Origin of the sequence: Chitinophaga sp. Cy-1792, assembly GCF_011752935.1 — a bacterium.
GTDB lineage: Bacteria > Bacteroidota > Bacteroidia > Chitinophagales > Chitinophagaceae > Chitinophaga.
The window spans coordinates 1,556,655-1,582,451 of record NZ_VWWO01000002.1; the positions used below are offsets into that span (position 1 = coordinate 1,556,655).

The window sequence follows — 25,797 nt, forward strand, 5'->3', positions numbered from 1 at the left end:
GTTAATGAGTTTTCGGGTGAAACATTAAAAGGTCACGTTAACGCCCAGTGAGTAGTTCTTCATCACCGGGTAACCGTTCTGGTCGAGGCCCAGACCGCCGGGTATCCTTAATCCCAGCGAGGAACGCTGACTCGCAGGAGGGTTGGATTCCGGGTCCCATCCGTCCCATTTCGTGATGGTCAGCAGGTTTTGTCCGTTCAGGTATACGCTGGCGGCTTTGATAACTTTCAGGCGACTCAGCAATCCTGCTGGCAGTGTATACGTCAACGTTACATCCTGCAGGCGTATAAAGCTCCTGGACATATAAGGGCCAAAGTTTTCACCCAGTGTGGCCACATAGGCTGCAATGCTTCTGTATCGGGCATTCGGATTGTTAGGAGTCCAGTAGTCGTACACAAAACCATTGTTGTTTCTGATATTGTCAGGGTTCAGCAACATGATACCCGGCGCGCCAAGGTACCCGTTTTTGCCTCCCTGGATAGTATTGATAAAGAATTTCAGCTGGAAAGCCTTGTACTGGAAGTTGTTGGAGATACCCAGACTATACGAAGGATCCAGTTTGCCCAGTATTTGTTTATCATCTGGTGTGATGACGCCATCGCCGTTTCTGTCATCGATTTTATACTGACCGGCTTTGAACCCTTGCGCAGCAAGGCTCGCAGGGATCTGGTCGGCGGTCTGGTACATGCCGGTAATTTTGTAGTCGTATACAACGCCGTAAGGCTGGCCGATAAAATAGCTCAGGATGGGGTCTGCGCCATTGATCAGGTCTTTGCCGGTACCATCGATATCTACTACTTTATTCCTGTTACGGAAGAAGTTGGCCGTTACTTCCCAACGGAAATTTTTATTGGTAACAGGTACGCCCGTGATATTTAATTCCTGTCCGCTGTTTTTGATTTTACCGATATTGATCAGGAAGCTGTTGAAGCCGGTGATGGTAGGCGTAGCCCTGGAGTTCAGCAGGTTAACGGAGTTAGAGAAGTATACGTCCAGTGAACCGAAGAGGCGATTATCTAACAGGGTGAAGTCTACGCCTGTGTTAAAGGATTTGGTGGTTTCCCAGCGCAGCGCGGAGTTAGGCAGCTGGCTAAGGTAAGAGCCGAGTTGTGCGCCGCCGGAGCTGCCGTAGAGGTAACCGCTGGCTAATCCAACGTTCATCTGGGCTAGTGTCTGGTACCTGCCAACGGTTCTGTTACCGGTAGAACCATAGGATACCCTTAATTTCAGGTCGTTGATCCAATCGGCGGATTTAAGAAACTGTTCTTCCTTCATGCGCCATGCGAAAGCGAGCGACGGGAAGGTAGCCCATTTGTTCTGTGCAGAAAATCCGGAGAAGCCATCTCTTCTTACCGTACCTGTCAGGATATATTTTTTGTCGAAGGTATAGGAAAGACGCGCCATCTGGTAGAGCGCCTGTTCCTGCCATGGCAAAATGTTCATATCATTGGATACGGTCAGGCGTGCAGGGTCTCCCACGTCCAGGCGGTTGTAACCCAGCGCCCCGTTGGTGATACCACCTGCGGAGGTGCTGGTGCCATCATGCATATTTTTCTCTGCACCGTAGAGTAAGGTAAGGTCTACACCATGTTTGCCGAAATCTCTTTTGTAGGTGAGGATGTTATCGATGGTCAGGAAATAGTCTGTCTGATAGGTTTTGTAGGCGGTGGCTTCTACAGACGGGGCATTATAGTTAAACCTGTTGGTGTAGATATAATTGTTCCCGAAGTTGATACGATAGTTCAGCCCTTTGATGTAGGGGATATCGACGCTGGCGTAGAAGTTACCGAGGAGGTTCAGGTTACGGTCGAAGTCTTTGGACCTTCTGAGTACCTCCAGTGCGGTAGGGGTGGTGGTTTGTGCGTAAAACTCCAGCATCTGGCCCGTTTTAGGGTCGTATGGCAGCGTATAGGGTTTCAGCTGCATGATGTCTGAAAAGGTCGGAGAAACGCCGCTATAATCGTTTATGGTGAGTCCTGTCTGGGCACCTACGGAAATCCAGTCTGCCGGTTTGGCTTCTACATTGATCCTGATACTGTTTCTGATATAGTTATCATTCATGATCAGGTTTTTCTGGTCGAAGTAACCGTAGCCCATATAGAAGCGGATTTTTTTGGAACGTCCGCTGAGGCTGATGTTATGGTTCTGGATTCTCGGGCGACTGTTGGTCATGAGTTTCCACCAGTTGGCTTCGTAGCCGTTTTTGTAGTTGTCTGCTTCCAGGGCAGGCATTTTCGTAGTGGGGTCCCAGTTAGGATTCATTTTCGTAGGGTCGTTAGGGTCACGACTTTCAGAGAGGTACCAGTCGCCGAGTTTCTGCACGTATTGTGCGCCGGTGGCAGGTCGCATATCCTTTTTGGTCATGTCTTGTATGGAGTAGGAGCCGGTGTAGTCTACGGTGAGCTTGTCCATACCTGCACCACTTTTGGTGGTGATGAGCACCACGCCGTTCGATGCCTGGGAGCCGTAAACTGCGGCGGCGCTGGCATCTTTCAGCAGGTCGATGCTGGCGATATCGGAAGGGTTAATGGAGGTAAGCGATCCCCTGTATATCAATCCATCTACTACTATCAGCGGAGAGGTAGTGCCGGAGATAGAGTTACGGCCACGTACCATGAGGGTAGGGTCGGAGCCCGCGCGGGTGGTCTGTCCTACGGTGAGGCCTGGCACCGTACCTCTCAGTGATGACATCACGTTCGAGTTAGGTGATTGTTTCTGTACCTGGAGGTCTGCTTTAGCTACTGCGCCGGTGACGTCCTGTCTTTTACGGGTACCATAACCGATTACTACTACGCTGCTGAGTTCACTTACGGTAGAAGATAGTGCAAACGATAGCACCGGATTATTGGTGGCAGCGATTTTATATCCATTGAATGATTTTGCATCAAAGCCTATCATGCTCACATTGAAGGTGAAGGTGGCTGCCGGCAGGTTTCTGAATACGAATTTACCCACGCTGTCGGATACGGCAATACCAACACGTTTGCCATTGGCCGTAGCCTCGATGGTGGCGCCGGGAAGGGGAGCGCCACTCTGGTCGGAGACTTTACCAGTAACGATTCCGCCATTGTTTTGTGCGTAAGTTGGAATAATCAGGGTGCAGAGGATCACCATGATCCCGAGCATTATTTTCTTTATTCGGCTCATAAAGTGATGTTTAGGAAGTTAGGAGTCAGGGGATAAAGCGATGTTAGTCTGTAGCAACACGTGGCTGCCGTGTACCAGTCTGTAGTTTTTTCCATAATGTGGTTTTTAACGTGATTAGATATTGGTGCGGTTTTTTTGTGCAAACGATTGCATTTTTATTGAAAAAAAACGACCCTGCAAATCGATAACTGATAGTTTATTCATCAGGCTATCACATGGTTTTCTCTCTGTTCATCGGGTAATATTTATCCAGTATACTTTTCAATAACGTGCTTGTTTGGTTGAGCATGTACAGCAATAGTTGATAATGCGTGCCCTGTGTTACAGCAGCATTGGCCGGATAATAATTTTTTGGTTGCATGATCGGCCTGCATGTTTTTCAGGACAGTAACAGGAAGTTACAGTATATATAATATCGACTGAAGCAAATTTTATCGACTGATAAAATACTATCAGTAAAAGATTAATTTATATGCAGATAGCGATGGTTAGCGACTACAATTGTGTCGCAGGAGAGAGATAACAAGTTGTATTATCTGGCAGGGGCTTCCTGTGCAATCTCACGTAAGGTAAGCCAGCCGGTAGGACTGTTTTTGTCCTGTATGTAGATGACCATAGACCGGCCTCTGGCGATAGTTGGCGTACCACCGTTTTTAGGTGTTGTCTTAATAGAGAAGATAACGGTTTGTATGGCGATGTTCCCGGCAAAGGTGGTGTTTTCTACGGTGTTTTCAATAAAAGAAACAGCAGCATTCCGGAACCAGTCTGCCGCACCTTTTTCTACGGCAGCCCTCCCGGTTATTACATTATTGCCACCGAAATATTTTATTACATCCGGACTATGCAATCGCCCGATCATGGCTGCATCCCCTTTTTCAAAAGCTTCCCGGATGGCTGCAGTGGCCTTCTCCAGCGACTGACGCAAGGCGATCGTGTCTGTACTGGTCTGTGAATAAACAATAGTGGTGGAAAGAATGAAAAAGAGTGAAAGCAGGAGCGTCTTCATACCAGTAAATTTTTAAATGATAAAACTGCAGCAGACAAATGATGAATAGAAGTTACAAATATTATCGATGGGACTTCACTGTTTTTTCCGGGAATATGTTCGTTATTTCCTAATAATAAGTATATTTTCAGTTGAATGGTAAAATGGAAATGGTTTCACCTACTGAAGCGCTCATATTACCAGTGCTGATTGCTGTTTGTCATAAATAAAAAATATTTTATGTCGCAACATAAAGACATCAAGCGAACCAATATTCAGACATTACAGGCCATGAAGGTCAAAGGCGAAAAAATTGCCATGCTCACGACCTATGACTACACGATGGCTACCATCCTTGATCAGGCCGGCGTTGATATACTGCTGGTGGGAGATTCTGCAGCCAATGTGATGGCGGGCTATGAATCTACGCTGCCGATAACATTAGAACATATGATCTACCATGCGCAATGTGTGGTAAGGGGTGCGAAGCAGGCATTCATACTGGTAGACCTGCCCTTTGGTACCTATCAGGGAAATCCCAGGGATGCACTCAGTGCAGCCATCCGCGTAATGAAAGAAAGTGGCGCTCAGGGAATAAAAGTAGAAGGTGGTGCAGAAATCATCGACTCTGTGAAGGCTATTCTTAGTGCCGGAATACCTGTTATGGGCCACCTCGGGCTTACACCACAGTCGATCAATCAGCTCGGAGGCTACGGCCTGCAAGGAAAAAGCGAAGCGGAGGCAAACAAACTGCTGGAAGATGCTACACTTCTCCAGGAAGCCGGCTGCTTTTCCGTACTGCTGGAAAAAATACCCGCTGCACTGGGAAAGAAAATATCTGAAAGTCTGCATATACCAACCATCAGTATAGGTGCAGGAAAATACTGTGATGGACAAGTACTGGTAGTACAGGATATGATGGGCATGAATAAAGGCTTTAAGCCAAAATTCCTGCGTGAATATGCCAATCTTTTCGAGGTGATGACCGGCGCTGTGCAACAATATATTTCCGATGTGAAAGACAATTCCTACCCTGCAAGCCATGAGCAATATTAGAGCATGGCTTAACCAGGTTTCCATATTGCAGGTTGCATATAAAAGGAATCGAACTATATTTGCGCCATGAAATGGCTGCTGTTTTTATGCTCCATATATATCGTAATGCTTTCCGCAGTGCCATGCAGCGGAGACGACGACTGCTGCCAGGCGTATAGCACCGGAATCGCAGACCATCAGCAACCAGCCAGAAATGATAACCATCATAAACCGGAACTTCCCTGCAGTCCGTTTTTTTCATGTAATACCTGCCACGGTGGTATTGTTCCGGAAATCACGATAGCGGAACCCTCCGCTATTCCACTTGCCGGCTATATCTACAACGACTATACGTTTCCATTACTTCCTGAATTCGCTGCCGCTGTCTGGCAACCTCCCCAGCTTTCCTGATAGTTCCCCATTCTCTAACTATACCATGCTGTCAGCATGGTGTACCGCTATTTATTGAATTATCATCAACAGCAACATGTTTAAGTACCTTAGCATAGTATTACTACTGGGCTTTGCGCAGCCTTGCCTGGCGCAGCATAAGTTCACGGCCATTATCAAAGACGCAGACAATAAAATGCCCCTGCCCGGAGCCACGGCAAAACTGAACGGCACCAAATATGGCAGCACAGCAGATCATAACGGACAGGTAACTATTACGGATATATCCAATGGCCGCCATGTCCTTACCTTCACCTACCTGGGCTACCAATCCCGGCAGGATACTTTTTCCTTTCCATTATCCGCAGATACGATCATCATCTACCTGGAGCATGCCGGGGAAGAAATAGACGAAGTGGTCATCTCCTCTACCCGCAGCACCCGTAGCTTTCGGGATATTCCTACCCGTGTCGAATTCATCGCGGGGGAAGAACTGGAAGAAAAAGGAAATATGAAACCGGGTGATATCCGCATGATGCTTAATGAAAGTACTGGTATCCAAACACAGCAGGTATCTGCCACCTCCGCCAACGCCAGTATCCGCATACAAGGCCTTGATGGCAGATATACACAAATCCTCAAAGACGGGTTACCGCTTTATGCAGGGTATTCCGGCGGGCTCGGACTACTCCAGACACCTCCGCTCGACCTCAAACAGGTAGAAGTAATTAAAGGCGCATCCTCTACGTTGTATGGTGGTGGCGCCATAGCCGGACTAGTGAACCTGATTTCCAAAACGCCCACTACAGAAAGAGATGTACGCTTCCTGATGAATGGCACTTCCGCCGGTGGACTGGACCTGAGCGGCTTCTACGGGCAACGATTCGGAAAAGCTGGTCTGACGGTTTTCGCCTCGCGTAACAGCAACGCTGCCTATGATCCGTCCAATACAGGTTTTACGGCTATACCTAAGTTTGAACGTTATGTGGTCAACCCGAAACTCTTTCTCTATTTTAATCCCAAAACAAAGCTCAGTCTGGGTGTAAACTATACCACCGAAGGCAGAACCGGCGGAGATATATTGTATGTCAAAGGCCATGGCGACAGCACCCACAGCTATTTTGAAAAGAATAACAGTAAGCGGTTTTCGACACAGTTGTCGTTCGATCATACATTCAGCGAGGGGAGTAGTCTCACGGTCAAAAATGCCGTCAGCAGCTTCAGCCGGACCATAGCCATCCCCGGATATGTGTTCGACGGTCAGCAGTTGTCGTCCTATACTGAAATGGCGTATAGCCACCAACGTGAACGCACCGGCTGGGTAGCCGGTCTGAACGTATATACAGATAACTTCAGAGAGCATCCTACAGACACTTTTCCGAAACGCAACTACGATCAGCGTACGCTGGGTGCCTTTATTCAGAATACCTGGAAGGCAAATGAATGGCTGCAACTGGAAACAGGCCTGCGAAGTGATTATGTCATAGATTACGGACTGCTGCTACTGCCGCGCATCGCCGCCATGTTCAAACTAACGCCGGCGTTTACATCGCGTATATCCGGTGGGTTAGGCTATAAAACACCAACGATATTTACGGAAGAAACAGAGCGGATCAATTATCAATCTGTTTTGCCTGTCAGCACGAAATTCAATCGGCCGGAAAGGTCTTATGGTGCTAACTTTGACTTGAATTACAAAACAGGTTTTTTTGATGATAAATTGAGTTTTAGCGTTAACCAGCTCTTTTTTTATACCCATATCAACCATCCGCTACTATTACATTCTTTGTCTGATAATCTTTACAGACTTGAAAATGCTACTGGCTTTATGGATACAAAAGGTTGGGAAACAAATGTCAGATTGGGCTACGGTGACTTCAAGCTCTATATCGGTTATACCTATACTGATGCCCGCCTGAACGAGCATGGCATTACCCGGGAAAACCCGCTCACACCGCGTCACCGCCTCAATAATGTGCTGATGTACGAAAAAGAAGAACGCTGGAAACTGGGACTGGAAGCATATTATTACAGCAAGCAACAGCTGACGGATGGTACCACCGGGAAATCTTATTGGATTTGTGGTTTCATGGCCGAAAGGTTATGGGAGAAATTTTCCCTGTTCGTGAACTTCGAGAACTGCCTGGATACCCGTCAAACCCGCTTTGACAGCATTTATACGGGTACTGTCACCCATCCGGTTTTCAGGGATATCTATGCGCCGCTGGATGGCTTTGTCGTCAATGGAGGATTGAAATTAAAATTGTAAATACAATTTATACCAGTAAAGAAAAGGGAAATGCGGTCCGCATTTCCCTTTTCTGTTTATTCTTCAGTATCTTCTGTTTCTTCCAGCTGATCTTTATCGCTGCCCCGCTTCAGCTTCACAACCGGCTTGCTTTGTGTGCCGGTTACATTGAACGGAATTCCCAGGATGCCCAGTGGCGGCAGTCCCAGTCTGCCTTTCATGTTTATTCTCCCATCCATGCTTACCTGTCCTTCGAACCGTGGGCGGAAACCTGCTATACGCAGTTTCGTCCGCTCTACGGTAATGATATTATTGTTGATGGTAGTTTTGATTTCTACTTTGGAAAGATCCGGGTCTTTCACTTCAGATTTACCGGTAGACTGACTTACGGCATTCAGCATTTTAAAGCCTTTGAGTTTTATTTTCTTCAGCGACAACACGCCGCCGCCCTTCAGGGAAGGATAGATGGGGTTCATATTGCCATCCAGCTTACCACTGAGCTGGTAATCCAGTCCTACGATACCACTGGCGCTACCGGCAGAACTGGCGATGTCATGAAATATTTTTATCTCGTTGTAAGCTCTTCTGATATCAAATTCCTTTGCGGTGATATGATAATCGAAAGCTGCGCGTTGTGGCTGTATGCAGGTGTAGGTGGCATCCATTTCCACCGGTGCACCGATGATGACAAACCCGGTTTTGTTGAGCGCTACCTTGCCACTGTCCAGTACCAGCTGTCCGTGGAAGCTATCTATGTTCATGCCTTTGAACTGGATTTTACCTGCTGCGGCGTTGAGGGTAAGCGCCAGATTGGTAGGAAGCATGATCACGCCGGAAGCAGCAGGAGCAGCTTTTGCAGGCCCGGCTGGGGTAGCGGCGGCGTTGGTCATCAGCTCATCTGCCAGTATATAATTGCTTTTAAAGTCAAAATTACCATGTAGTGTCTGATTTTTTGCGGTCATATAGCCGATCACGTTACTGAGGTAACCATTCATGGTAAGTTTGGATTTACCATAATTAGCCACGAAGGTATCGAACCACATCTTGTCCTGGTCGAAACGGAAAATCCCGCTGCTGATAAGGAAAGGCAATGGGAAGAGGTCTGTTTTCAGGTTGATATCCCTGACCACCATGGTGCCCCGGTTATTCAGTTTATTGTATCTGCCGGCGGTGGCATCGGCCTGGGTGCCGCTAAGGGCCAGGTTGGTTTTAATGAAGCCTTCCAGGTCGTAACCTTGAATGGCAAAGACTTTATACAGTGCACCGAGGTTGATGGTGCCGTTGGAGGTAATGTTGTAGCGGATGTCGTCGAAGTTGCTGAGGTCCGCTTTCAGCACGAATGGCTGGTCTTCAAACTCAAAGGCAACGGGCTTCAGGTCTACCTTCATGGAACGCATGGTACCGGTAGTATTGGTAACGGTGGCGTCTATATTAATTTTTCTGATGGGGTGCGGATAGTATTTCGTTTGCACGGTGCCGTCATCCATGGTAAGTTTGGCGGTGGTAACGGGAAACAGCCGCTTTGCAGGTACATAGCTGCCTTTGGTGTTGATGTCGAGGTGTAAGGCGCCGGTGACGTCCAGGCTATCCATCGGATAGAATTGCTTCAGGTCATGCAATTGCAGTACAGATGCCAGTTGTGCATCGATGACAGGTGCCTGGGCATTGGTAAACCGGAAATAGCCTTTGATATAATTGCTTAACAGATCAGCATTGATATCTTCAATATTGAAATGTGTATGTGCGTAGTTGTTATCCGGGCAGCTGGCCGCTACTTTGAAGCTGATGTTTTTTAGTCCTTCGGGAAGGGAAGCGAATTTGAAGTAACCATCCCTGTAGCTGGCGTCGAGGTTGAAGGCAGGAATGCTGCTGATAATGGTATCCGGACGCTGTTTGGAGCCACGGTCTATGATGCGGGTGGCATACAGGCCATCTGCCAGCAGGTGTGCCTGCAACCGGCCTTTCAGGTCGAAAGATTTCCAGCCCATCGCCTTGCTCCATTTTTCAAGATCAATGTCGGTATTCAGTTTAACATGGATGTCTGGCGTTTTCAGCCCTTTTACTTTTATCACAGAGCTGAAATAGTCTTTATCTATGTTAAAGAAGATAGAGTCTACATTAACATATAAACTATCTGTATTCAGCTGTGCCAGCCTCGATTGGAAATTGAGGAAGAGATTTTTAACAGGAGCTGGTGCTTTCGGATTGCTGATGCTGCCGTCGCGTACCTGCATGTTGAAGGTAAGATCGGGCATGGTATTGGTTTCGGCGACGTACTCACCAATCAGGCTTGCGTTGAGGTCTGCGGTGCCTTCAATATTGGTATGTTGCATCCAGGTCAGGTATTCCGGTGGTAATGCACCAAAAATTGCATGCAGGCTTGATTCCCTGGAATTCAGACGGAAGTCCATCTTGTAGCCGTTTTTCATGAAGGCAAAAGCGCCTTTCAATGCTACCGGCAGCTCATTGATCTTCAGATCATTTCTCTCAAAAACAAAATCAAGGGAATTGGTATTAATCTTTGTAATCAGTTCCCCGTTAAGCTTCTTGGAAAAAATATAGGAAGTATTATTATAAGAGAAGTCCAATGATCCGATATCGATTTTTGAATAGAGATCAAAGATGGCTTTGCTGAGATCGCCCTTACCGAGATAGTTTACTTCCTTTGCCTGTACGTACATCGGTAGCGACTGATCATCGTAAATCAGGTGACAATGTTCTATCTGAATGCGCTCTATTTTCATGGAAGCACTGCCACTGTCTGGCTTACTGGACGTGGAGGCAGGGGCAGACTTGTATACGTTATAGTTGGGATGCCCCGCCGAATCCACCATGATATGGATTTTACCGTTGGTCAGGTAGATTTCATCGATGGTGATGGCATCTGAAAAAATACTTTTAAGATTAACGCCTAATGCTACTTCATTGGCTGCTACCAGCGTGTCCTGCTGGAAAGGCGCACCCCCTTTCAGACTGAAATCATACAGCGTAAGCGTAAGCGAAGGAAAATGCTGGAAGAACGATAACCTGGCCTTTGAAAAATTCAGATCTCCTGTAATACTGTTATTGGTCCAGTTCTTGATTTTGCTGGCCACCGCGCCAGGAAACAGGATGGGGAGCAGAAACAATAACGCAATAATACCAGCTAAAGATATGGAGGTTATTTTTAATGTTTTTAATGCAGCTTTTTTAATGAAGGCATTATGCATAACAATCATGTATATATTAAATCGGTACCGGCATAAGCCCTGTAGCAGGGTGTTTCAAACGCCAGGTATTTTATTATGGTTACCCGGCGAAGGTAATTCTTTTTTCGGTGCGACTGTTGCGGTGAGGGAAGGTTAGGATGGTTATCGTATTGTTATTGGAGGTGGCCGCATCATGCCTGACCACCTGGAAAATGCTGAATTCATTATCTTTACAGACAATCTGCGTTTAAATCCTGTCGTATAAATGCAGGAAAAAGTTAACTGTAAAGTGCTATCTGCCTATATTATTTATTATTTAAATCAACCCTATTGGAGCAGCAACATATCCTGAAGTTCTGGCGTGATATTGAAATTTTTAATTTGCCTGATGTTAAAAAGGGTTTTAAATTTCTTTCAGAAGATGAGCTCCTGCCATGGCAGGAAAACAGGCCTGCCCGTGCCGGCTATACCTGGCAGCATACCCTTTTATTCGGCTATATCCCCAAGGGGCAGGTGATTGATTGTATAAAAACCAGGCTTAATGTAACGGATGCTGATGCAGACTATAAGAAGCCTGCCAGTGGTCACACCTGTTTGTCGGCTCTGGTGCTGAATGAGTATGGCTGCCCGGATGAAAACAGTTATGTTCCGGCCTCTTATATCTTCGGCCTCCAGGGACTTAAAGAAGAGGGTGGTCTTTCAACAATACCGTTCCGGGTGAAAATGGCCACAGAGGACTTTGAGCGTAGATATGAACTGCCACCGGCACCTGAAGCCCCGGAAGAAGGGGTGCAAGGAAAACGAAAAGGGCCATCCGTTGACAGGAAAACACTGCTGAAAGAAATAAAATATCTCAGTGAGTTGTGCGACTGGTTAACGGAACCGATCCGGATAATGGTGCTGTCGAAGGAAATCCATAAGGATTCGCCTCCTGAAACCAACTTCCTGAACAGCTTTTATCTCGATGATCTCAACCTGCTGATAGGGGATCCGGCTTTATTGAATACTTCCTTGCAGCAATACCTGCAGGAAACGATTGATACAAGCGCGCGGCAGGATCTGCTGCAAGAGAAAATGCACCTGGTGGATTGGGTGCATCCAAAGCGGATGTCGCCCGGCCGGTGGCCATCACCGGTTAAGTATGGATTATACACTGCCCAGTCAGGTGCAGTCAACAGCATAACGGCACTTAAAAATACCAGCGGTATACAAGGCGTAAACGGGCCTCCGGGCACGGGTAAAACAACCTTGCTGAAAGATGTGGTAGCTGATATTCTGGTATCCAGGGCCATGAAAATGCTTTCCTTTGAAGCGTCAGATTTGTTTGGTGCCTATAATAGAATCAGCCGTGAAGATGGCTACGACTGGCATACCTATACGATCCGGCCGGAAATAGTAGCAGGAACGAGTATCGTCGTTGCCAGCAACAATAATAATGCGATTGAAAATATCACCAAAGCCCTGCCAGCTGCCACAGCTATTGATACAACCGAATTCCCTACAGCAGACTATTTTGCTGAACTGGGCGGCCGGCTAGTTGATGCCGATGCATGGGGGATACTGAGCGCCGCATTAGGCAATAGTGAAAACAGGTACCAGTTCAGACAGGATTTCTGGAAGAAAACAAAAGACCAGCCAGGGTTTGAAGATATATTATGGGCCGTATATAAGGAAGAAGACCTTACGCCGCAGTACCAGCAACGATATGCCCAATGCCGCAGCGAGTTAAAGTCATTGCTAGCTGCTTTTGATGACTTTCAACAGCAGGCAGGCGCTTTTCATGATAGCTTGCAGTCCCATATGCAGGCAGTGGCGGATAGTCAAATGTACCGCGAAAAGCAGGCAGCATTCAAAAGTAAAAAGCAATCACTGGAAACCGACCTAAACACTATTATTTCCCAATATGAGGTGCTGGCAAAAGAGCTGGCAGCTATTCAGCAACTGATAACATTATGTGATCAGCGAAAACCTTCTTTTTTCTGGTGGAAAAAACTATTTGCAACAGCAACATACAAACTATGGAAATCTGGTAGAGATAAATATGTAGATGAACAGGAAGCAATTGTCAATAATCAACGTAGTCTTGAAAAGAAACGAAATGCCCTGCAATCAGCCATAGAAGAGAATGCCAGGCTGCAACGAGATAATGATGCACAGCTTAAAGCGCAGGTCACCATTATTAAAAAATATCAGCAGCAAAGGGAGCAGCTATGTGAGCAATATGGTTTTGCTGCGGCCAACCTGGTAGATGATAACTTCTACCATGCGACTATGGAGGATATTCATTTAAGAACACCATATGCATCTCCTCGCATTAATAAGCTGCGTAGTGATATTTTCATCAAAAGTATGGAGTTGCATAAATACGCGATTCTTGCCAATGCGAAGAAATTCAGGAACAACCTGAAAGTATTTTTTGAATTACTGGGAGGGCGTGGTATCATGAAAGAGGCGGTGGCCCGGAACCTATGGGATACTTTCTTTTTCTGTGTGCCGGTAGTGTCTACCACGCTGGCTTCCGTGAGCAGGCTTTTTTCTTCTATTGGAAAAGATGGGCTGGGCTGGTTGTTGCTGGATGAAGCAGGACAGGCTACACCACAATCTGCAACCGGTATCCTGTGGCGTTCCCGAAGAGCAGCCATCGTTGGTGATCCGCTTCAGGTAGAACCTGTGGTGACCATTCCGGAAAGCCTGGTAGCAAAGATTAAGCAGCAGTATAATTTGGATGATACCTGGAGCCCATTATGCAGCTCCGCCCAGGTCCTTGCAGACAGAATATCCCGTCCCGGAACGTATATCCGTACAGGTGAGAAAGCAGCCGTCTGGACAGGTTTCCCGTTACGGACGCACCGGCGCTGCGATGACCCTATGTTTCGTATTGCCAATCAGATTGCCTATAACGGACAGATGGTTAAGGTGAGCACTGATAAAAAAGAAGCCCGCTTTATCGGTCCTTCCTCCTGGTTTCATGTAAAGGGCGGGGCTGGCAATAGCGGCCATGTAATTGAAGAGGAGATTTCACTCCTGGAGGAGAAAATAAAGCAACTGCAAAGAACTGAATATGATCAGCAGCAACCTGTTTATGTCATTTCGCCTTTTGTGACAGTGGCGGATAGGTGCAGGCAGGTGTTCCGCCATCAACCAGCCATTCAAATAGGAACCATTCATACTTTTCAGGGAAGGGAAGCTGAAATAGTTTTCCTGGTATTGGGCAGCGATCCCAATAAAGCTGAAGCCAGAAAGTGGGCATCTCGAAAGCCTAATTTACTAAACGTAGCGCTGACAAGGGCGCAAAAGCGGATATATGTAATCGGTGACAAAGAGAGCTGGGAAAAATATCCCTATTTTAATACAATGGCAGCAATGCTGCCGCACACGTGAGATAAACACCCTTTATTTGTCGCAATCAGGCATTAAGATTTCAGCGGTAGAATTGTAGCTTTGATGTATCATCCTATAACGGAAACGTATAACCTGTATTCACATTTAAAAAGAAGTATTATGTCATTTCAAGCCTATCTTGACAATATTGAAAAGAAAACCGGAAAAACGGCTACAGACTTTAAAAACATGGCTGAGAAAAAAGGGTTCACTACTAAAGGCGTATTGAAACCTGAAGTAAAGGCAACGCAGGTTACTAACTGGCTCAAAGAAGAATTTGAGCTTGGGCATGGCCACGCCATGGCAGTTTATGCTTTGCTGAAAGGGATAAAGGAAGAAGGAAGTAAATAGTATGATCCCGTTTATAGATATTTCGAAAGGCGCTGATGAATGGAGGCGCCTTTCGTATATTATTATTCTTGCAAGTAATTTTTATCTTTATCTCTGAAATCCCTGATCTCCTATGAAAACATTAGCTGTACTGTTCCTCGTGCTGGCCTTGAGCGCTTGTGACGCTAAAAAACATTACCGGCAGGCCGCCGACGATACTGTAACAACCACAGATGAGTATAATATTGGCCGTACTGATTATAAACTGTATATACCCGCTGGCTGGAACACCTTTCGGCAAACAGCCTATGGTATTGATTATTATTTTTTAAAACCTCCTGTAAAGGAGGCAGACGCTGGTGTCGTCATCAATGTGATCTCCCACGGTATTCCGATGCCCTGGGAAAAGTATAGCCGGAAGATGAAAAAAATGCTATTGGAATCCGTGCCCGGTGTAGTACTTGTAGACGAAGGTACCTTTGAAGGAAAGGCCCTGAAGGGTGAATGGTTTAGCTATGACATGGATATAGAAGGTCATAGAACCAGGCTGGTATGTTATATGTACCCCTATCACGGTATTGTATATTTGATTACCGGTGGCACTAAAGTCGAATATGCAGATGATTATAGAGCTGTGTTTGACAGGGTGGCAAAATCATTCAGGTTTGAAGACTAACCTGCTGTAGATTTCCGGCCGGCATCACCTGCCTTGCACCTGCAAAATCATGCCCGTATGAACGCCCGTTCAAAGCTTATTTTGCCGGCCGGTTTATCAGTTAGTTTAGTTCCACGCTATTTCCTCACCCGGCTGCAGGAAGCAGATGTTCACGTTTTGTTCTGTGGCAGCGGCTTTCAGGTTACCTACCACATCCGGGAACTCTTCATAAACCCCGGGTTTGTTAAAGCCATAATGAATCGGTATCAATGTACCTGCATGTAGTATATGCGCTGCCGTTACTGCCTGCAAGGGCGTTAATGTGCCTGGTACCGGACTGAAAGGATTCGTGAAATACATCGTGGTGCCATTTACAGGAAGCAGTACCGCATCGAAACTTTGGTATTGCCTGCCGATAGCCCAGAACTGATTATGCCAGATGGTGTCGCCGCCATGTAAGATGCGGTGCTTACCATCAGCCACTACCCAGGATACCTGTTTGTCGCCAATGCCATCCATGGCAAATACCGGCGTAATGCTCACGTCACCATCGGTGAAAGATTCATTCAGTTCCAGTGGTAAAATATTGGGAACCCCATCCGCAGCCAGTACATCTGCGATCATGCTGGAAGCAATTACCTTACCGCCAGGCTTCAGTACTTTCAGGATCACTTCTTTGTCGTAGTGGTCTCTGTGAAGATGTGTTATCATTATATAGTCGGCTTTCACTTCGTCGCTGAAGCGGTATTGCGCATCAATAGTGTCTATGATGAAAAATTTCCCGCCACTGTAATCTTCTATTGCATCTATTAATATCGTAAGACCAGCAGTTGTAATTTTTGCACCGGCCCATCCTAAACGTTGAACTTTCATAGTTAGTTGTTTTTGATAAGTCAAAAGTACGCCGGCTTGAAGTATGAGAAAAGTGAATTATATTTGATATAATAATGAGAATTTCTAATGATTACTTTTCAGCATCTCCAGATCGTACGCAGCATCATCACTGAAGGTTCTGTGACGAAGGCCTCCCAAAAGCTGCACCTGACACAGTCTGCATTAAGTCACCAGGTCCGCGACCTGGAAACGATGTTAGGCTTACCGTTGTTTCACCGTTCCGGAAAAAAAATGATCCTGACGGAAGCGGGCAGGAAAGTGCTGGAACATGCAGAGTCTATGCTTCCTATGATGGACAACCTGAAATCGGAATTACTGCAGCTGAAGGAGGGGCGTAAACAAACGATCCGGGTAAGTACGGAATGCTATACCAGCTATCACTGGCTGCCAGGGGTTTTCAGAACATTCCGTCAGCTATATCCGGATGTGACGTTACAGATAGTGGTACAGGCCACGCAAAAGCCGATGGCCGCGATGGAAGCAGGGGAGCTGGACCTGGCCATTGTCAGCAGGTCTGTTACCAATAGCAACTACCGCTACGATCATTTATTTGATGATGAACTGGTGGTAGTGATGAGCAATGAACATCCGCTTGCCCATGCGAAAAAAATAAAGGAAACACATATCAAAGATGAAGCGGTGATGGTCTACACCTTTGGCAGTAATACCGGTTCTGCGCTGGAGAGTTTTCTGAAACTCACGCCACCTAAGCGTATCATACCGGTGCCATTGACAGAGGCGATCATTGAAATGGTAAAAGCCAATATAGGCATTACCGTTATGGCCAGATGGGCAGTAGCACCCTATCTGTGTGAGCAGCTGGCGGTAGTGCCGCTGGAATCGCCATTGCGAAAACGCCGCTGGTATGCCTGTATGCATAAGGAGGCCAACGAACCGTTAAGGCAGCTGTCTGCATTGCTACGTCAGCAGTTTAAGTCGTAACAGGATTATTGCAATACGGCACTTATCAGCAGCATCATTGGTCTGCGCAATTCGTTTTCCATTCCTTCAAAAGCCTTTAGCATGGCTTCATCTGGCTGTGGTTCCACTACCTGTTGGATAGTAAACCCTTTGCTGATCAGCGTTTGCAGGTAGGTGGTCAGTGTGCGGTGATATTTCGTTACCTGTGTGCCCAGAAAAACAGTTTGTCTTTCGCCCTCGCTGAAATAATGATCTACCGGCCAGTGGAGGATGCTTCCGTCAGCAGCATAGTACCAGTCCTGCTTGCCGGCGGCAGTAAATACAGGATGCTCTACAGAGAATACGAAGTTGCCGCCTGGCCGCAGGCAATGTGCTACTTTTTCACAGAGCGCATCAAAGGCTGCTATATAATGGAAGGCCAGTGAGCTTATCACCATATCAAAGCTTCCGTCGGGGAAATGTATATCCTCTATTGGTTGCCGGATATACGAAATGCCTGGCAAACCGTTTATTTCCCTTGCCCTTGCCAGCATTTTTTCAGAGATATCTACGCCGGTAACCGCAGTGGCGCCCTGTTCTATGGCATAGCGGTCGTGCCATCCGAACCCACATCCCAGGTCAAGTACCGTTTTTCCGGTGAAGGAGGGGAGCATCGCTTTGAGTGCATGCCATTCGCCTGCGCCCTCCAGGCCTTTCTGTGAGCGGTTCATATTACTGTATGCGCCAAAAAACTGTGGATCATCGTATTTATTCTCTTTCATCGGGAAAAGATTAATTAAAGCGAATGTAGGCAAATCAAATTTTTGTACAGATGTTAGAAACTGACATAAAACAGAAGAGCAACATTAAGTTAATATACAGCTCCAATATGATTAGTAATTTGGCAACATGAATAGGCCAACTTTACTTAGCCTCATGGCTATACTTACACTGTTATTATCCTCCTGGGGAAATGTCGGACATCAAACCATCGGTAAAATTGCACAGAACCACCTGTCTCCAAAGGCCAGCCTGGCAGTCAAAGACCTTTTAGGTGATCAGTCACTGGCAGATGTGGCATCCTGGGCCGATGAAGTACGCAACCAGGATGAATACAAGGAGACTGCTCCCTGGCATTTTCTGAACCTGCCACTGGGCCTTGACCGCAAGGCTTTTGAGACGCAGGTGCTCGCAACGCCAGACCAGAACGTGTTCAGCGCATTAACACAACTGGAAAAAGAACTCGCCGATCCGGCTACTCCACGCGAGAAGAAAATTGTTGCACTGAAATTTATTGTGCACCTCGTGGGAGATTTACATCAGCCAATGCATATCAGCAGAAAGGAAGATAAAGGTGGTAACACCATCCAGCTGAATTATGAAGGGAAAGGTACTAATCTTCACAGCCTGTGGGATAGTCGCCTGATCAGCACCCAGGGCCTCACTTACCAGCAGATGGCAGAAAAACTGGATGATGTAGGTAAGCGTAAAATCAAGCAGTGGCAGCGTGATCCGGCTATGCAATGGATCTGGGAAAGCTACCAGGTAAGCAGCCAGCTGTATGCACAGGTGGACGCCATGAATGGCCGTAGCATCGGTAAGGAATATTATGAGCAGCATATCCCGGTAATCAATGAAAGAATTCAACAGGCAGGTATTCGCCTCGCAGCCGTGTTGAATGAAGCGTTTAAATAAGCTGTATTAAAAAATATAAATGAAAAGCCCTGTGCATGCACAGGGCTTTTCATTTATATTGCATCCCGTAACGGGCCGTAGCTCATCAGGAAGAGCGCCTGCACCAACGCGGAGGAAATGAGTTCGAGGCTCATCGGCCTGTTACACTTTCTTCTCCAGCCGCTAATTAATTTTCGTTTTAAAAATTAAATGCATATGTTTGTGATCCTATAGCAGGCTGTGGCTTATCTGGAAGAGCGTCTCCCTTTCACGGAGAAGGAATGAGTTCGAAGCTCATCGGCCTGTCACTTCTCCATCTGCACTTATTTTCCTTTACAACCATCTTATTTTTTTGCTGCCGGATTTTATTTTTCATTTTAAAAATAAAAATCATATGTTTGCGCCCGTAACAGACCGTGGCTCATCAGGAAGAGCATCTGCCATGCAAGCAGGGGGAATGAGTTCGAGTCTCATCGGTTTGTTACTTCTTCTCTTTCCATCCCTTTCTTTTTTCTTTTCCAGCTAAGATTTTAATTTTCAAATAAAGAATAAAATTTATATGTTTGCACTTGTAACAAACTGTAGTTCAGTTGGAAGAGCGCGACTTTGCCAAGGTCGAAGCATGAGTTCGAACCTCATCAGTTTGTTACACTTTCTTCACTAGCGATATACGCTTTTAATCGCTTTCGTATCCGGATGAATAAAATCTACAGGCATAGCCGGATAATCTTTCATCACAGAATCTTTTACCGGTTGATTTGCTTTTGCGCCCAAAGCCTTTGCAGAAGGGGCATGGCCCAGGTCTATATATTTTAAGGAAGGCTGGCGCATAACAACGGAATGTAGCTGTTCCATACCTGCTGCTTCAATGCCACAACTGGAAAGACTCAGTTGTTCCAGGGTTGTGTTTCGTTGCAGGCCGCGTAACAGATGTGCTACGCCCGCATCGCCGATATTATTTACACTCAGGAACAGTGCTTTCACCGACTTATTTTCTTCCAGCATATCGCTGACAGCGGTCATCATATCAGCAGTCAGGTAATTACCGCTCAGGTATAATCTTTCTACGGAATTATTTTCTTTCAGGTAATGCAACAGGGTGCGGAACGCTTCTCCGGCAAGGGTATTTACCAGGTCCAGCGTACGAATGCGGGTATTTTGTTTTAATAGCTGAATGATAGCAGGGATACTCTGTGGCCCGATCGGATTTCGCTTGAACCATAATCCTCTTACTGCGGTGTTTTCAGCCAGTGCTTCGCAGATGGCTGCTGCTCCCTGGTGGTCCATATAATTACAGCCGAGATAGACGGTTTCAACGGTGTTGTTTGCTGCAACCAGTGCTGCAATAGCCGCTGCGCCCGGATTTCCGAAGGCATTCGTGCCAAGTAATAAATGCTTCACCTGTGTGTTACGGTGCAGCGCCTGTGCCACCAGCTGCATACCTTCAACGCCAAGTTTTTGCTTACACATATCGAGGCGGCCGTCGCTGGTGATGGTGCCAACAGGAAAAGCCTTGTCGGCCGCTGGCAATGGCTGGTTCTCTGCCAGAAATTGTAAGATAGGATCAAGGTCTTCCCGTTGAAAGGAAAACCCGGGGATCACTTTATCTACGGGACATACAACGTTATTCATCTGCATAAAAAAATATTACATGATTAGTTTAATTTCAATTACCAGGCATAAGGGAAATAATCTTTCAGGAAATGGCCAAACAACGGGATCTCCGGTTTGGTAAGTCCGCTTACTACGGGGTCGTATATACGTGCCATGCCATCTGTTTCATCCAGCGGAGGAACGAACCCTTGTTCTTCGTATAGCCATTCTTTGATAGGATGAGGATTTTCCTGTGTTATCCAGCCGGTATCTACACTATTCATGTAGATGCCGTCCTGTGCGTAGTCCTGTGCGGCTGTCCTGGTCATCATGTTGAGCGCAGCCTTGGCCATATTCGTATGTGCATGGTAACAGGTTTTGTTGCCACGGTTAAACTGCCCTTCCATCGCAGAAACGTTGATGATAAATTTCCGCTCAAAGGGTGACTGCTGCATCAAGGTTTTCAGTCTGCTGTTCATCATGAACGGCGCAGTAACATTTACCAGCTGGGTTTCCAGCATCTCTACCGGTGTAATCTCATCCAGGCGCAGGGTCCAGCTGTTGCTGGTTCTCAGGTCTATCTGCTGCCGGTCTTTATCGTACCTGCCTTCGGGGAAATATTTATTTATTTCTGCGGGTAGTAGTTGCATTTCGCCACTATCAGCAGGGAAATGAAAAGGGCCTGCCGACATCACGCAGGACTGCACTGCTGCCGGTAAAGCTGCCAGTGGCGCTTCTTCCAGCTCAAACAGGTGCTGATAAAAAGCAGCAGGACGCTTGACCGTCTGTGCGGCGTTATGAATAATAATATCCAGGTATTGTTCCGATGAATACAACTGCTCTATGAAGGTTTTTACCTGGTGAAGATTACGCAGGTCCAGTGAAACGATTTTCAGCCGGTGGCTCCATTCAGAAAAGTCGGGCTCCTGGTGAAACCTGCTTGCACAATCCCTGGCAAAGCGGGTGGTTACCCATACGCGCGCACCATCGCGTAGTAGCTGAAGCGCCGTCAGGTAGCCGATTTTAATACGGCCTCCGGTAACAACGGCCACGCGGCCGGTTAAATCGCAGCGCTGTGTTCTTTTGGCGTAATTCAATGTAGCGCAGGCAGGACAAAGCATATGATAAAAGAAATGCATTTCCTTATAGTCTGCTTTGCAGGTATAGCACTTATGGAACGTTAGTAATGCTGGTAGTTCAGCTTTGGTATCCATCGTGTCGGTAGCAGGTTGCTGATATTTTCTGACCATTCCCGTTTGCAGGAAATTCACTTTCTTATCGTATTGCTTCAGCTGGTCCTGTTTGAGGGAAATATTCCGTAGCTTCTGCAGCGACAAAGAATCCGGTATCACTATGTTGTTGATGATACTTTCAGCTGTTGCCAGTTTTTTTTCCCGCTGGGCACGTTTGTAGAGCTTCGTTACCAGCCCTTTCAGCACAAGGGTATCCATAGACTGGTCAGGGTCTCTGGATAATGCTTGCAGTACTTTAATACAGGTATCCCACTCCTGTGGTGTAAAATCACGCTCCATCTCGGCAAGGTAGTTTTGAAAACTAAAAATAGGGATATTATATTATAAAATAATGATGAGCGTTTGTTATTTTGGAAGGGTTAGTTAAAAGATTGCCGGTGCCGCAGTTATTCTGCAAAAGTGGCGTTATCTTCTACATCAAATAATTGCCACCTGTTTTGATAAATGTTTTTGTTTTTAAGGAAGGCATAGTCTAAGTAGCATCTCTTTTCACCTTCCTTTGGCGTATTTTTAAATAGTTCTATTGTTTCCTGGTGGTTTAGGACAAAAAATTCAGGCTTAGCATCCGGGGTATCTGCATGAAGATTGACTAAAACCATTATAAGGTTCTTCCCTTTGAATTTTGTTTTGTCCAGGTTCCAGCATATTGATTTTGTTCGTTGAATTCCTTTCACCTGAACAGCAAAAACATTATCATTTTTATGGACCAATAGATCAACTGCTTTTGTATTGCCAAAGGTGATGGTAACATCATATCCAAGCCTGGTTAACTCAGCAGCAACATAAAATTCACTTGCTAAGCCTGTTTGTGTTTTTTCTAAAGCCATTAAAACAAATTTTAAGTAGGCTCAATTTACTTAAATTTCATGTTTTTTTGGAAGCATTAGTTAAAAGATTGCCTGAACTGCATGGGCGAAACTTTCGTTTTGATTTTAAAAAACTTACTGAACGACTGGGAATGTTCGAAGCCGAGCTGAAATGCTATCGCTGATACAGACATATTGGTGGTAGACAATAATTCCCTGGATTTTGCAATGAGTTTATCATGAATATATTGCTGTGCATTTTGCCCTATAAGGGAGCGGAGCATGTCGCTTAAATAGCCGGGGGAGAGGTGTAGCTGTGAAGCAAGGTATTGAACGGTAGGTAGTCCTTCGCTACCTTCATCATCTAAATATTGATCTATGACGGTTTCCAGTTGTTGCAAAAGATCATTGCTGACAATTTTCCTGGTGATGAACTGGCGTTTGTAGAAACGGTCTGCATAGCTAAACAGCAATTCCAATTGTGATAGCATTACATCCTGGCTGAAATCATCTATTCTGCTGTTCAATTCTCTTTCAATCATCTGGAAGATAGAGAGGATAATATTTTTCTCTTCTTCAGACATATGCAGTGCCTCATTGGCGGTATAGGAAAAGTAGCCGTATTGCCTTATCTTCTTTGCCAGCTGATGATGTAGCAGGAAATCGGGATGAATAAGCAGTATCAGCGTGCCGGCATTGGTGCAGGCGGAATCTTCACTTCCGCCGATCACTTGTCCGGGTGATGCGAATAATAAGCCTCCTTCATCGAAGTCGTAATAACTTTGCCCGTATTTTATTTTACCGCTGAACGGTGGTTTGTAAGATATTTTGTAGTAATTGAGAATATGAGGGCCGTTGGGCATTTTGCCGGTAATACCCGGCTGCGAGCCATTGATCAGGCTTATCAGCGGGTGTTTGGGTGCCGGCAGGCCCAGCTGCCGGTGTACGGCGGTTAGTGAATCGAATCTGACCGGTTTGTTTTCCACTTTTTTCATAGCTGTATAAATAGAAAGATAACCGATGCAAAGATCGGCTATCTTTTTTATTTAAGAATATTAGCGGTTATCGCCCTGTGCTGATGCAGAAACAGTGTCCCAGGCTTCCCAGGTAGCTATCCTGGAGGCGTAGGCTTCGCGCAGCTGTGGGAGGTTATGACTGCCAAGATTGAACCGTAGCGGCGGGTTAGGCGTATCTACGATCTGGAAGAGTGCCTGTGGCGTGGCGAGGGGGTTACCTCTTTCCATGGTCTGCAGGTGCTGGAAGAAATTGTTTTTAAAGTCTGTGTAGATGTCCATTCCTTTGGCAAACTTCAGCGACTCCTGGCTGCCGAATTCTGTAGCGTAGGCTCCTGGCTCAATGATGGTTACCTTGATACCAAAGGCCGCCACTTCAGCTGCGAGGGCTTCATGTATGGCTTCAAACGCCCATTTGGAAGAGCTGTAGTAGCCAATAACGGGCAAGGCTATATGCCCAAGGTTGCTGGATACACCCAGTATATGTCCGCCACCTTGCTGCCGCAACAGTGGTAAGGCCGCTTTAATCACTGCTACCGGCCCGAGAATATTTGTTTCATATAGTGCCCGGAGTTCTTCCGCAGTGCCTTCTTCTATTGTGCCCACCAGTGAATAGCCCGCATTGTTGAGGATGATGTCGAGTCTGCCAAAATGAGCATGGGCTTTTGCTACAGCAGCATTCACCTGTGCGGGGTCGGTGACGTCCAGTGCCAGTGTAAGCACATTTTCACCATATTTTTCTTTGAGGTCGGCAATACTTTCGGGCTTTCTTGCAGTGGCTACTACTTTGTCGCCGCGCTCCAGTGCAGCGGTGGCCCAGATCCTGCCAAAACCTCTTGATGTACCCGTGATAAACCAGATCTTATTATTCATAAACCATTGTTTTATTTTCTAAAGCAAAGGTCAGGTAGTATGGGGAGGTATTTGTAGTCTAACCGCGAGGCTTTGTAGCCAGATTGAGGAATCTTATTTTCCCAGGAAGCCTTCCATCATAGGCACCACGTACACTGCTTCATGGGAGCCGCTTTTGAGGGTGGTAACTTCTTCCAGGTATTCGCCATGCACGCCGGGAATGATGGCCAGCGAAGCATGTTGAAGTAGCCGGCTCATGGCGATGGCATGCTCCGGTGTGATCACATCTTTATCGCCGATGATAATCAAAGCAGGGGCGTGAATGGCTTTCAGCTGATCGTCGGGGATGTCTTTGAAGTCAAGCATTCTTTTAACGTCCCTGTCGTGCATTACCTGCAGGTTGTTGGGATAAGGGGCCACCTGCAGATAGGCTTCCTTCAGTTCCGCTGGCATGTTGGATAAGGAGGCCTGCTGCATAAAGCCCCAGAATTGTTCGGGCACGCCGTCGCGCTTGCATAGCGGCGAACCGAGTATCATCCTGTCAACGATTTCCGGATGACGAATAGCAATTTGTACGGTAGTGGTGGCGCCATTGCTGAAGCCCAGGAAGTCGGCTTTGCTGATATGTAATTGCTGTAACAGGGTGGCTACATCATCCGCATCCTGCGTGAAGGTAAGGTCTGCGTTACGGTCGCTGGTACGGCCATGGGCCTGTAGTTCCATGGCTATTACCTGGTGGTGTTGTGCCAGTAAAGGTATCACCCTTCCGAAAGAGGTTTGAATGGTGGAGCCGCCGCCATGGATTAATACCAGTGGTTTGCCTGCACCATATATTTCGTAATACATCTTTATGCCGTTCACTTCCGCATAACCGTGTTTGTATGCGATGGAATCAGGGTTCTCTGCAAATACTGTCACCAGTTGTAATGCAGCTATGAGTGTGGTGATAATTTTTTTCATATAGATGATTTATTCGACTATTGCACGCATATGTTGTAGCATCTGCAGCCAGCTTGGATAGGCGCCTGTTTTTTTCGCGAGCTGCTGCGCAACCGTCTGGCGGAGCACGAGTTTTGTCTGACCATTTTCTTCGCTAAAGGTAACCGTGACCAGTGTTTGCCGTGGCCAGTCTGCGTCCATGCCAATATCTGCGGGGTTGACAGGCTCGCCGTTTTCATCGGCGTTGAGGAGTGTAAATACTATTTTTTTATTGGGTTGTATGTCGAGGTATTCACCGATGGCCCAACATGCGCCATGTACAGGATGGGTGATACAGCTGTGGAAACTGCCGCCTTTCCTGATGTCCAGCTTTTTGAACGTGATAGTGCAGCCTTCAGGTGCATACCACTGCATGAGTTTTTCAGGATCTGTCCATGCGCTGAAAACCCTTTCTATACTGGCGTTGAAGGTTTCTTCGATCAGTACTTCTTCCACTGAGGTAGTCTTTTCCATG

General features: G+C 46.5%; 21 protein-coding genes and 4 tRNA genes. 12 read left to right on the plus strand and 13 right to left on the minus strand.

What is annotated here, in order from left to right:
- Positions 1-24 precede the first annotated feature (24 nt).
- The 3 genes from F3J22_RS20565 to F3J22_RS20575 form a co-directional block, all read right to left on the minus strand.
- Positions 25-3,147, minus strand: coding sequence for a SusC/RagA family TonB-linked outer membrane protein (locus F3J22_RS20565; RefSeq protein ID WP_167019814.1), 3,123 nt, complete (start codon positions 3,145-3,147; stop codon positions 25-27).
- 211 nt (positions 3,148-3,358) lie between these two features.
- Positions 3,359-3,508 carry a hypothetical protein gene (locus F3J22_RS20570; protein WP_167019815.1) on the minus strand — a complete coding sequence of 50 codons (150 nt, stop codon included), beginning with the start codon at positions 3,506-3,508 and terminating at the stop codon, positions 3,359-3,361.
- Between the two features lie 171 nt (positions 3,509-3,679).
- A complete protein-coding gene (locus F3J22_RS20575; RefSeq protein WP_167019816.1) occupies positions 3,680-4,153 on the minus strand; it encodes a DUF4440 domain-containing protein in 474 nt (157 codons plus the stop codon).
- A 219-nt stretch (positions 4,154-4,372) separates the two neighbouring features.
- Here F3J22_RS20575 and panB point away from each other — a divergent pair, with 219 nt between their 5' ends.
- The 3 genes from panB (at position 4,373) to F3J22_RS20590 (ending at position 7,826) form a co-directional block, all read left to right on the plus strand.
- Positions 4,373-5,188 carry a 3-methyl-2-oxobutanoate hydroxymethyltransferase gene (panB, locus tag F3J22_RS20580; RefSeq protein ID WP_167019817.1) on the plus strand — a complete coding sequence of 272 codons (816 nt, stop codon included), beginning with the start codon at positions 4,373-4,375 and terminating at the stop codon, positions 5,186-5,188.
- Positions 5,189-5,254: 66 nt separating this feature from the next.
- Complete coding sequence (locus tag F3J22_RS20585; RefSeq protein ID WP_167019818.1) at positions 5,255-5,578, plus strand: hypothetical protein; 324 nt, start codon at positions 5,255-5,257, stop codon at positions 5,576-5,578.
- Between the two features lie 76 nt (positions 5,579-5,654).
- Positions 5,655-7,826: a TonB-dependent receptor domain-containing protein gene (locus F3J22_RS20590; RefSeq protein WP_167019819.1), complete on the plus strand. Its 2,172-nt coding sequence runs from the start codon at positions 5,655-5,657 to the stop codon at positions 7,824-7,826.
- Positions 7,827-7,882: 56 nt separating this feature from the next.
- On the opposite strand, the gene F3J22_RS20595 is transcribed toward F3J22_RS20590, so the two are convergent.
- Positions 7,883-11,014: an AsmA-like C-terminal region-containing protein gene (locus tag F3J22_RS20595; protein WP_167019820.1), complete on the minus strand. Its 3,132-nt coding sequence runs from the start codon at positions 11,012-11,014 to the stop codon at positions 7,883-7,885.
- 309 nt (positions 11,015-11,323) lie between these two features.
- Between F3J22_RS20595 and F3J22_RS20600 the strand changes: the two genes are divergently transcribed.
- From F3J22_RS20600 to F3J22_RS20610, 3 genes are all read left to right on the plus strand, one after another.
- Positions 11,324-14,374, plus strand: a complete 3,051-nt coding sequence (locus tag F3J22_RS20600; protein ID WP_167019821.1) for a DEAD/DEAH box helicase — start codon at positions 11,324-11,326, stop codon at positions 14,372-14,374.
- A gap of 120 nt (positions 14,375-14,494) precedes the next feature.
- Positions 14,495-14,725 carry a DUF4287 domain-containing protein gene (locus F3J22_RS20605; RefSeq protein WP_167019822.1) on the plus strand — a complete coding sequence of 77 codons (231 nt, stop codon included), beginning with the start codon at positions 14,495-14,497 and terminating at the stop codon, positions 14,723-14,725.
- Positions 14,726-14,837: 112 nt separating this feature from the next.
- Positions 14,838-15,380: a hypothetical protein gene (locus F3J22_RS20610; protein ID WP_167019823.1), complete on the plus strand. Its 543-nt coding sequence runs from the start codon at positions 14,838-14,840 to the stop codon at positions 15,378-15,380.
- Between the two features lie 105 nt (positions 15,381-15,485).
- On the opposite strand, the gene F3J22_RS20615 is transcribed toward F3J22_RS20610, so the two are convergent.
- The gene (locus F3J22_RS20615) at positions 15,486-16,232 is read right to left on the minus strand and encodes an MBL fold metallo-hydrolase (RefSeq protein WP_167019824.1); all 747 of its coding nucleotides are present in this window, start codon (positions 16,230-16,232) and stop codon (positions 15,486-15,488) included.
- 87 nt (positions 16,233-16,319) lie between these two features.
- Between F3J22_RS20615 and F3J22_RS20620 the strand changes: the two genes are divergently transcribed.
- Entirely contained in the window at positions 16,320-17,195 is an 876-nt protein-coding gene (locus F3J22_RS20620; protein WP_167019825.1) for a LysR family transcriptional regulator, read from the plus strand.
- A 5-nt stretch (positions 17,196-17,200) separates the two neighbouring features.
- Here the strand turns inward: F3J22_RS20620 and F3J22_RS20625 are convergent, their stop codons facing one another.
- The gene (locus tag F3J22_RS20625) at positions 17,201-17,935 is read right to left on the minus strand and encodes a bifunctional 2-polyprenyl-6-hydroxyphenol methylase/3-demethylubiquinol 3-O-methyltransferase UbiG (RefSeq protein WP_167019826.1); all 735 of its coding nucleotides are present in this window, start codon (positions 17,933-17,935) and stop codon (positions 17,201-17,203) included.
- Positions 17,936-18,089: 154 nt separating this feature from the next.
- Between F3J22_RS20625 and F3J22_RS20630 the strand changes: the two genes are divergently transcribed.
- The 5 genes from F3J22_RS20630 to F3J22_RS20650 all read left to right on the plus strand — a co-directional run bounded on the left by F3J22_RS20630 (position 18,090) and on the right by F3J22_RS20650 (position 19,474).
- Positions 18,090-18,848 carry a S1/P1 nuclease gene (locus F3J22_RS20630; RefSeq protein WP_167019827.1) on the plus strand — a complete coding sequence of 253 codons (759 nt, stop codon included), beginning with the start codon at positions 18,090-18,092 and terminating at the stop codon, positions 18,846-18,848.
- 71 nt (positions 18,849-18,919) lie between these two features.
- Positions 18,920-18,990, plus strand: a tRNA-OTHER gene (locus tag F3J22_RS20635).
- Positions 18,991-19,061: 71 nt separating this feature from the next.
- Positions 19,062-19,133 (plus strand) — tRNA-Glu (locus F3J22_RS20640).
- 104 nt (positions 19,134-19,237) lie between these two features.
- Positions 19,238-19,309: transfer RNA gene (locus F3J22_RS20645), tRNA-Ala, on the plus strand.
- Positions 19,310-19,402: 93 nt separating this feature from the next.
- Positions 19,403-19,474 (plus strand) — tRNA-Gly (locus F3J22_RS20650).
- A 13-nt stretch (positions 19,475-19,487) separates the two neighbouring features.
- Here F3J22_RS20650 and F3J22_RS20655 read toward each other — a convergent pair.
- From F3J22_RS20655 to F3J22_RS20685, 7 genes are all read right to left on the minus strand, one after another.
- Positions 19,488-20,465, minus strand: a complete 978-nt coding sequence (locus tag F3J22_RS20655; RefSeq protein WP_167019828.1) for a ribonuclease inhibitor — start codon at positions 20,463-20,465, stop codon at positions 19,488-19,490.
- Positions 20,466-20,497: 32 nt separating this feature from the next.
- A complete protein-coding gene (locus F3J22_RS20660; protein WP_167019829.1) occupies positions 20,498-21,952 on the minus strand; it encodes an SDR family NAD(P)-dependent oxidoreductase in 1,455 nt (484 codons plus the stop codon).
- Between the two features lie 107 nt (positions 21,953-22,059).
- Entirely contained in the window at positions 22,060-22,500 is a 441-nt protein-coding gene (locus F3J22_RS20665; RefSeq protein ID WP_167019830.1) for a group I intron-associated PD-(D/E)XK endonuclease, read from the minus strand.
- A 56-nt stretch (positions 22,501-22,556) separates the two neighbouring features.
- The gene (locus tag F3J22_RS20670; protein WP_167019831.1) at positions 22,557-23,474 is read right to left on the minus strand and encodes an AraC family transcriptional regulator; all 918 of its coding nucleotides are present in this window, start codon (positions 23,472-23,474) and stop codon (positions 22,557-22,559) included.
- 60 nt (positions 23,475-23,534) lie between these two features.
- Positions 23,535-24,365, minus strand: a complete 831-nt coding sequence (locus tag F3J22_RS20675) for an SDR family NAD(P)-dependent oxidoreductase (RefSeq protein WP_167019832.1) — start codon at positions 24,363-24,365, stop codon at positions 23,535-23,537.
- Between the two features lie 93 nt (positions 24,366-24,458).
- Complete coding sequence (locus F3J22_RS20680; RefSeq protein ID WP_167019833.1) at positions 24,459-25,304, minus strand: alpha/beta fold hydrolase; 846 nt, start codon at positions 25,302-25,304, stop codon at positions 24,459-24,461.
- Between the two features lie 9 nt (positions 25,305-25,313).
- Complete coding sequence (locus F3J22_RS20685) at positions 25,314-25,796, minus strand: SRPBCC domain-containing protein (protein ID WP_167019834.1); 483 nt, start codon at positions 25,794-25,796, stop codon at positions 25,314-25,316.
- Between the last annotated feature and the right edge of the window lies 1 nt (position 25,797).

Excerpts from the sequence above, each read along its gene's own strand:
- F3J22_RS20565 (WP_167019814.1), bottom strand. The coding sequence starts at position 3,147 with ATGAGCCGAATAAAGAAAATAATGCTCGGGATCATGGTGATCCTCTGC.
- F3J22_RS20570 (WP_167019815.1), bottom strand. The coding sequence starts at position 3,508 with ATGCAACCAAAAAATTATTATCCGGCCAATGCTGCTGTAACACAGGGC.
- F3J22_RS20575 (WP_167019816.1), bottom strand. The coding sequence starts at position 4,153 with ATGAAGACGCTCCTGCTTTCACTCTTTTTCATTCTTTCCACCACTATT.
- panB (WP_167019817.1), top strand. The coding sequence starts at position 4,373 with ATGTCGCAACATAAAGACATCAAGCGAACCAATATTCAGACATTACAG.
- F3J22_RS20585 (WP_167019818.1), top strand. The coding sequence starts at position 5,255 with ATGAAATGGCTGCTGTTTTTATGCTCCATATATATCGTAATGCTTTCC.
- F3J22_RS20590 (WP_167019819.1), top strand. The coding sequence starts at position 5,655 with ATGTTTAAGTACCTTAGCATAGTATTACTACTGGGCTTTGCGCAGCCT.
- F3J22_RS20595 (WP_167019820.1), bottom strand. The coding sequence starts at position 11,014 with ATGCATAATGCCTTCATTAAAAAAGCTGCATTAAAAACATTAAAAATA.
- F3J22_RS20605 (WP_167019822.1), top strand. The coding sequence starts at position 14,495 with ATGTCATTTCAAGCCTATCTTGACAATATTGAAAAGAAAACCGGAAAA.
- F3J22_RS20610 (WP_167019823.1), top strand. The coding sequence starts at position 14,838 with ATGAAAACATTAGCTGTACTGTTCCTCGTGCTGGCCTTGAGCGCTTGT.
- F3J22_RS20615 (WP_167019824.1), bottom strand. The coding sequence starts at position 16,232 with ATGAAAGTTCAACGTTTAGGATGGGCCGGTGCAAAAATTACAACTGCT.
- F3J22_RS20620 (WP_167019825.1), top strand. The coding sequence starts at position 16,320 with ATGATTACTTTTCAGCATCTCCAGATCGTACGCAGCATCATCACTGAA.
- F3J22_RS20625 (WP_167019826.1), bottom strand. The coding sequence starts at position 17,935 with ATGAAAGAGAATAAATACGATGATCCACAGTTTTTTGGCGCATACAGT.
- F3J22_RS20630 (WP_167019827.1), top strand. The coding sequence starts at position 18,090 with ATGGCTATACTTACACTGTTATTATCCTCCTGGGGAAATGTCGGACAT.
- F3J22_RS20655 (WP_167019828.1), bottom strand. The coding sequence starts at position 20,465 with ATGCAGATGAATAACGTTGTATGTCCCGTAGATAAAGTGATCCCCGGG.
- F3J22_RS20660 (WP_167019829.1), bottom strand. The coding sequence starts at position 21,952 with ATGGAGCGTGATTTTACACCACAGGAGTGGGATACCTGTATTAAAGTA.
- F3J22_RS20665 (WP_167019830.1), bottom strand. The coding sequence starts at position 22,500 with ATGGCTTTAGAAAAAACACAAACAGGCTTAGCAAGTGAATTTTATGTT.
- F3J22_RS20670 (WP_167019831.1), bottom strand. The coding sequence starts at position 23,474 with ATGAAAAAAGTGGAAAACAAACCGGTCAGATTCGATTCACTAACCGCC.
- F3J22_RS20675 (WP_167019832.1), bottom strand. The coding sequence starts at position 24,365 with ATGAATAATAAGATCTGGTTTATCACGGGTACATCAAGAGGTTTTGGC.
- F3J22_RS20680 (WP_167019833.1), bottom strand. The coding sequence starts at position 25,304 with ATGAAAAAAATTATCACCACACTCATAGCTGCATTACAACTGGTGACA.
- F3J22_RS20685 (WP_167019834.1), bottom strand. The coding sequence starts at position 25,796 with ATGGAAAAGACTACCTCAGTGGAAGAAGTACTGATCGAAGAAACCTTC.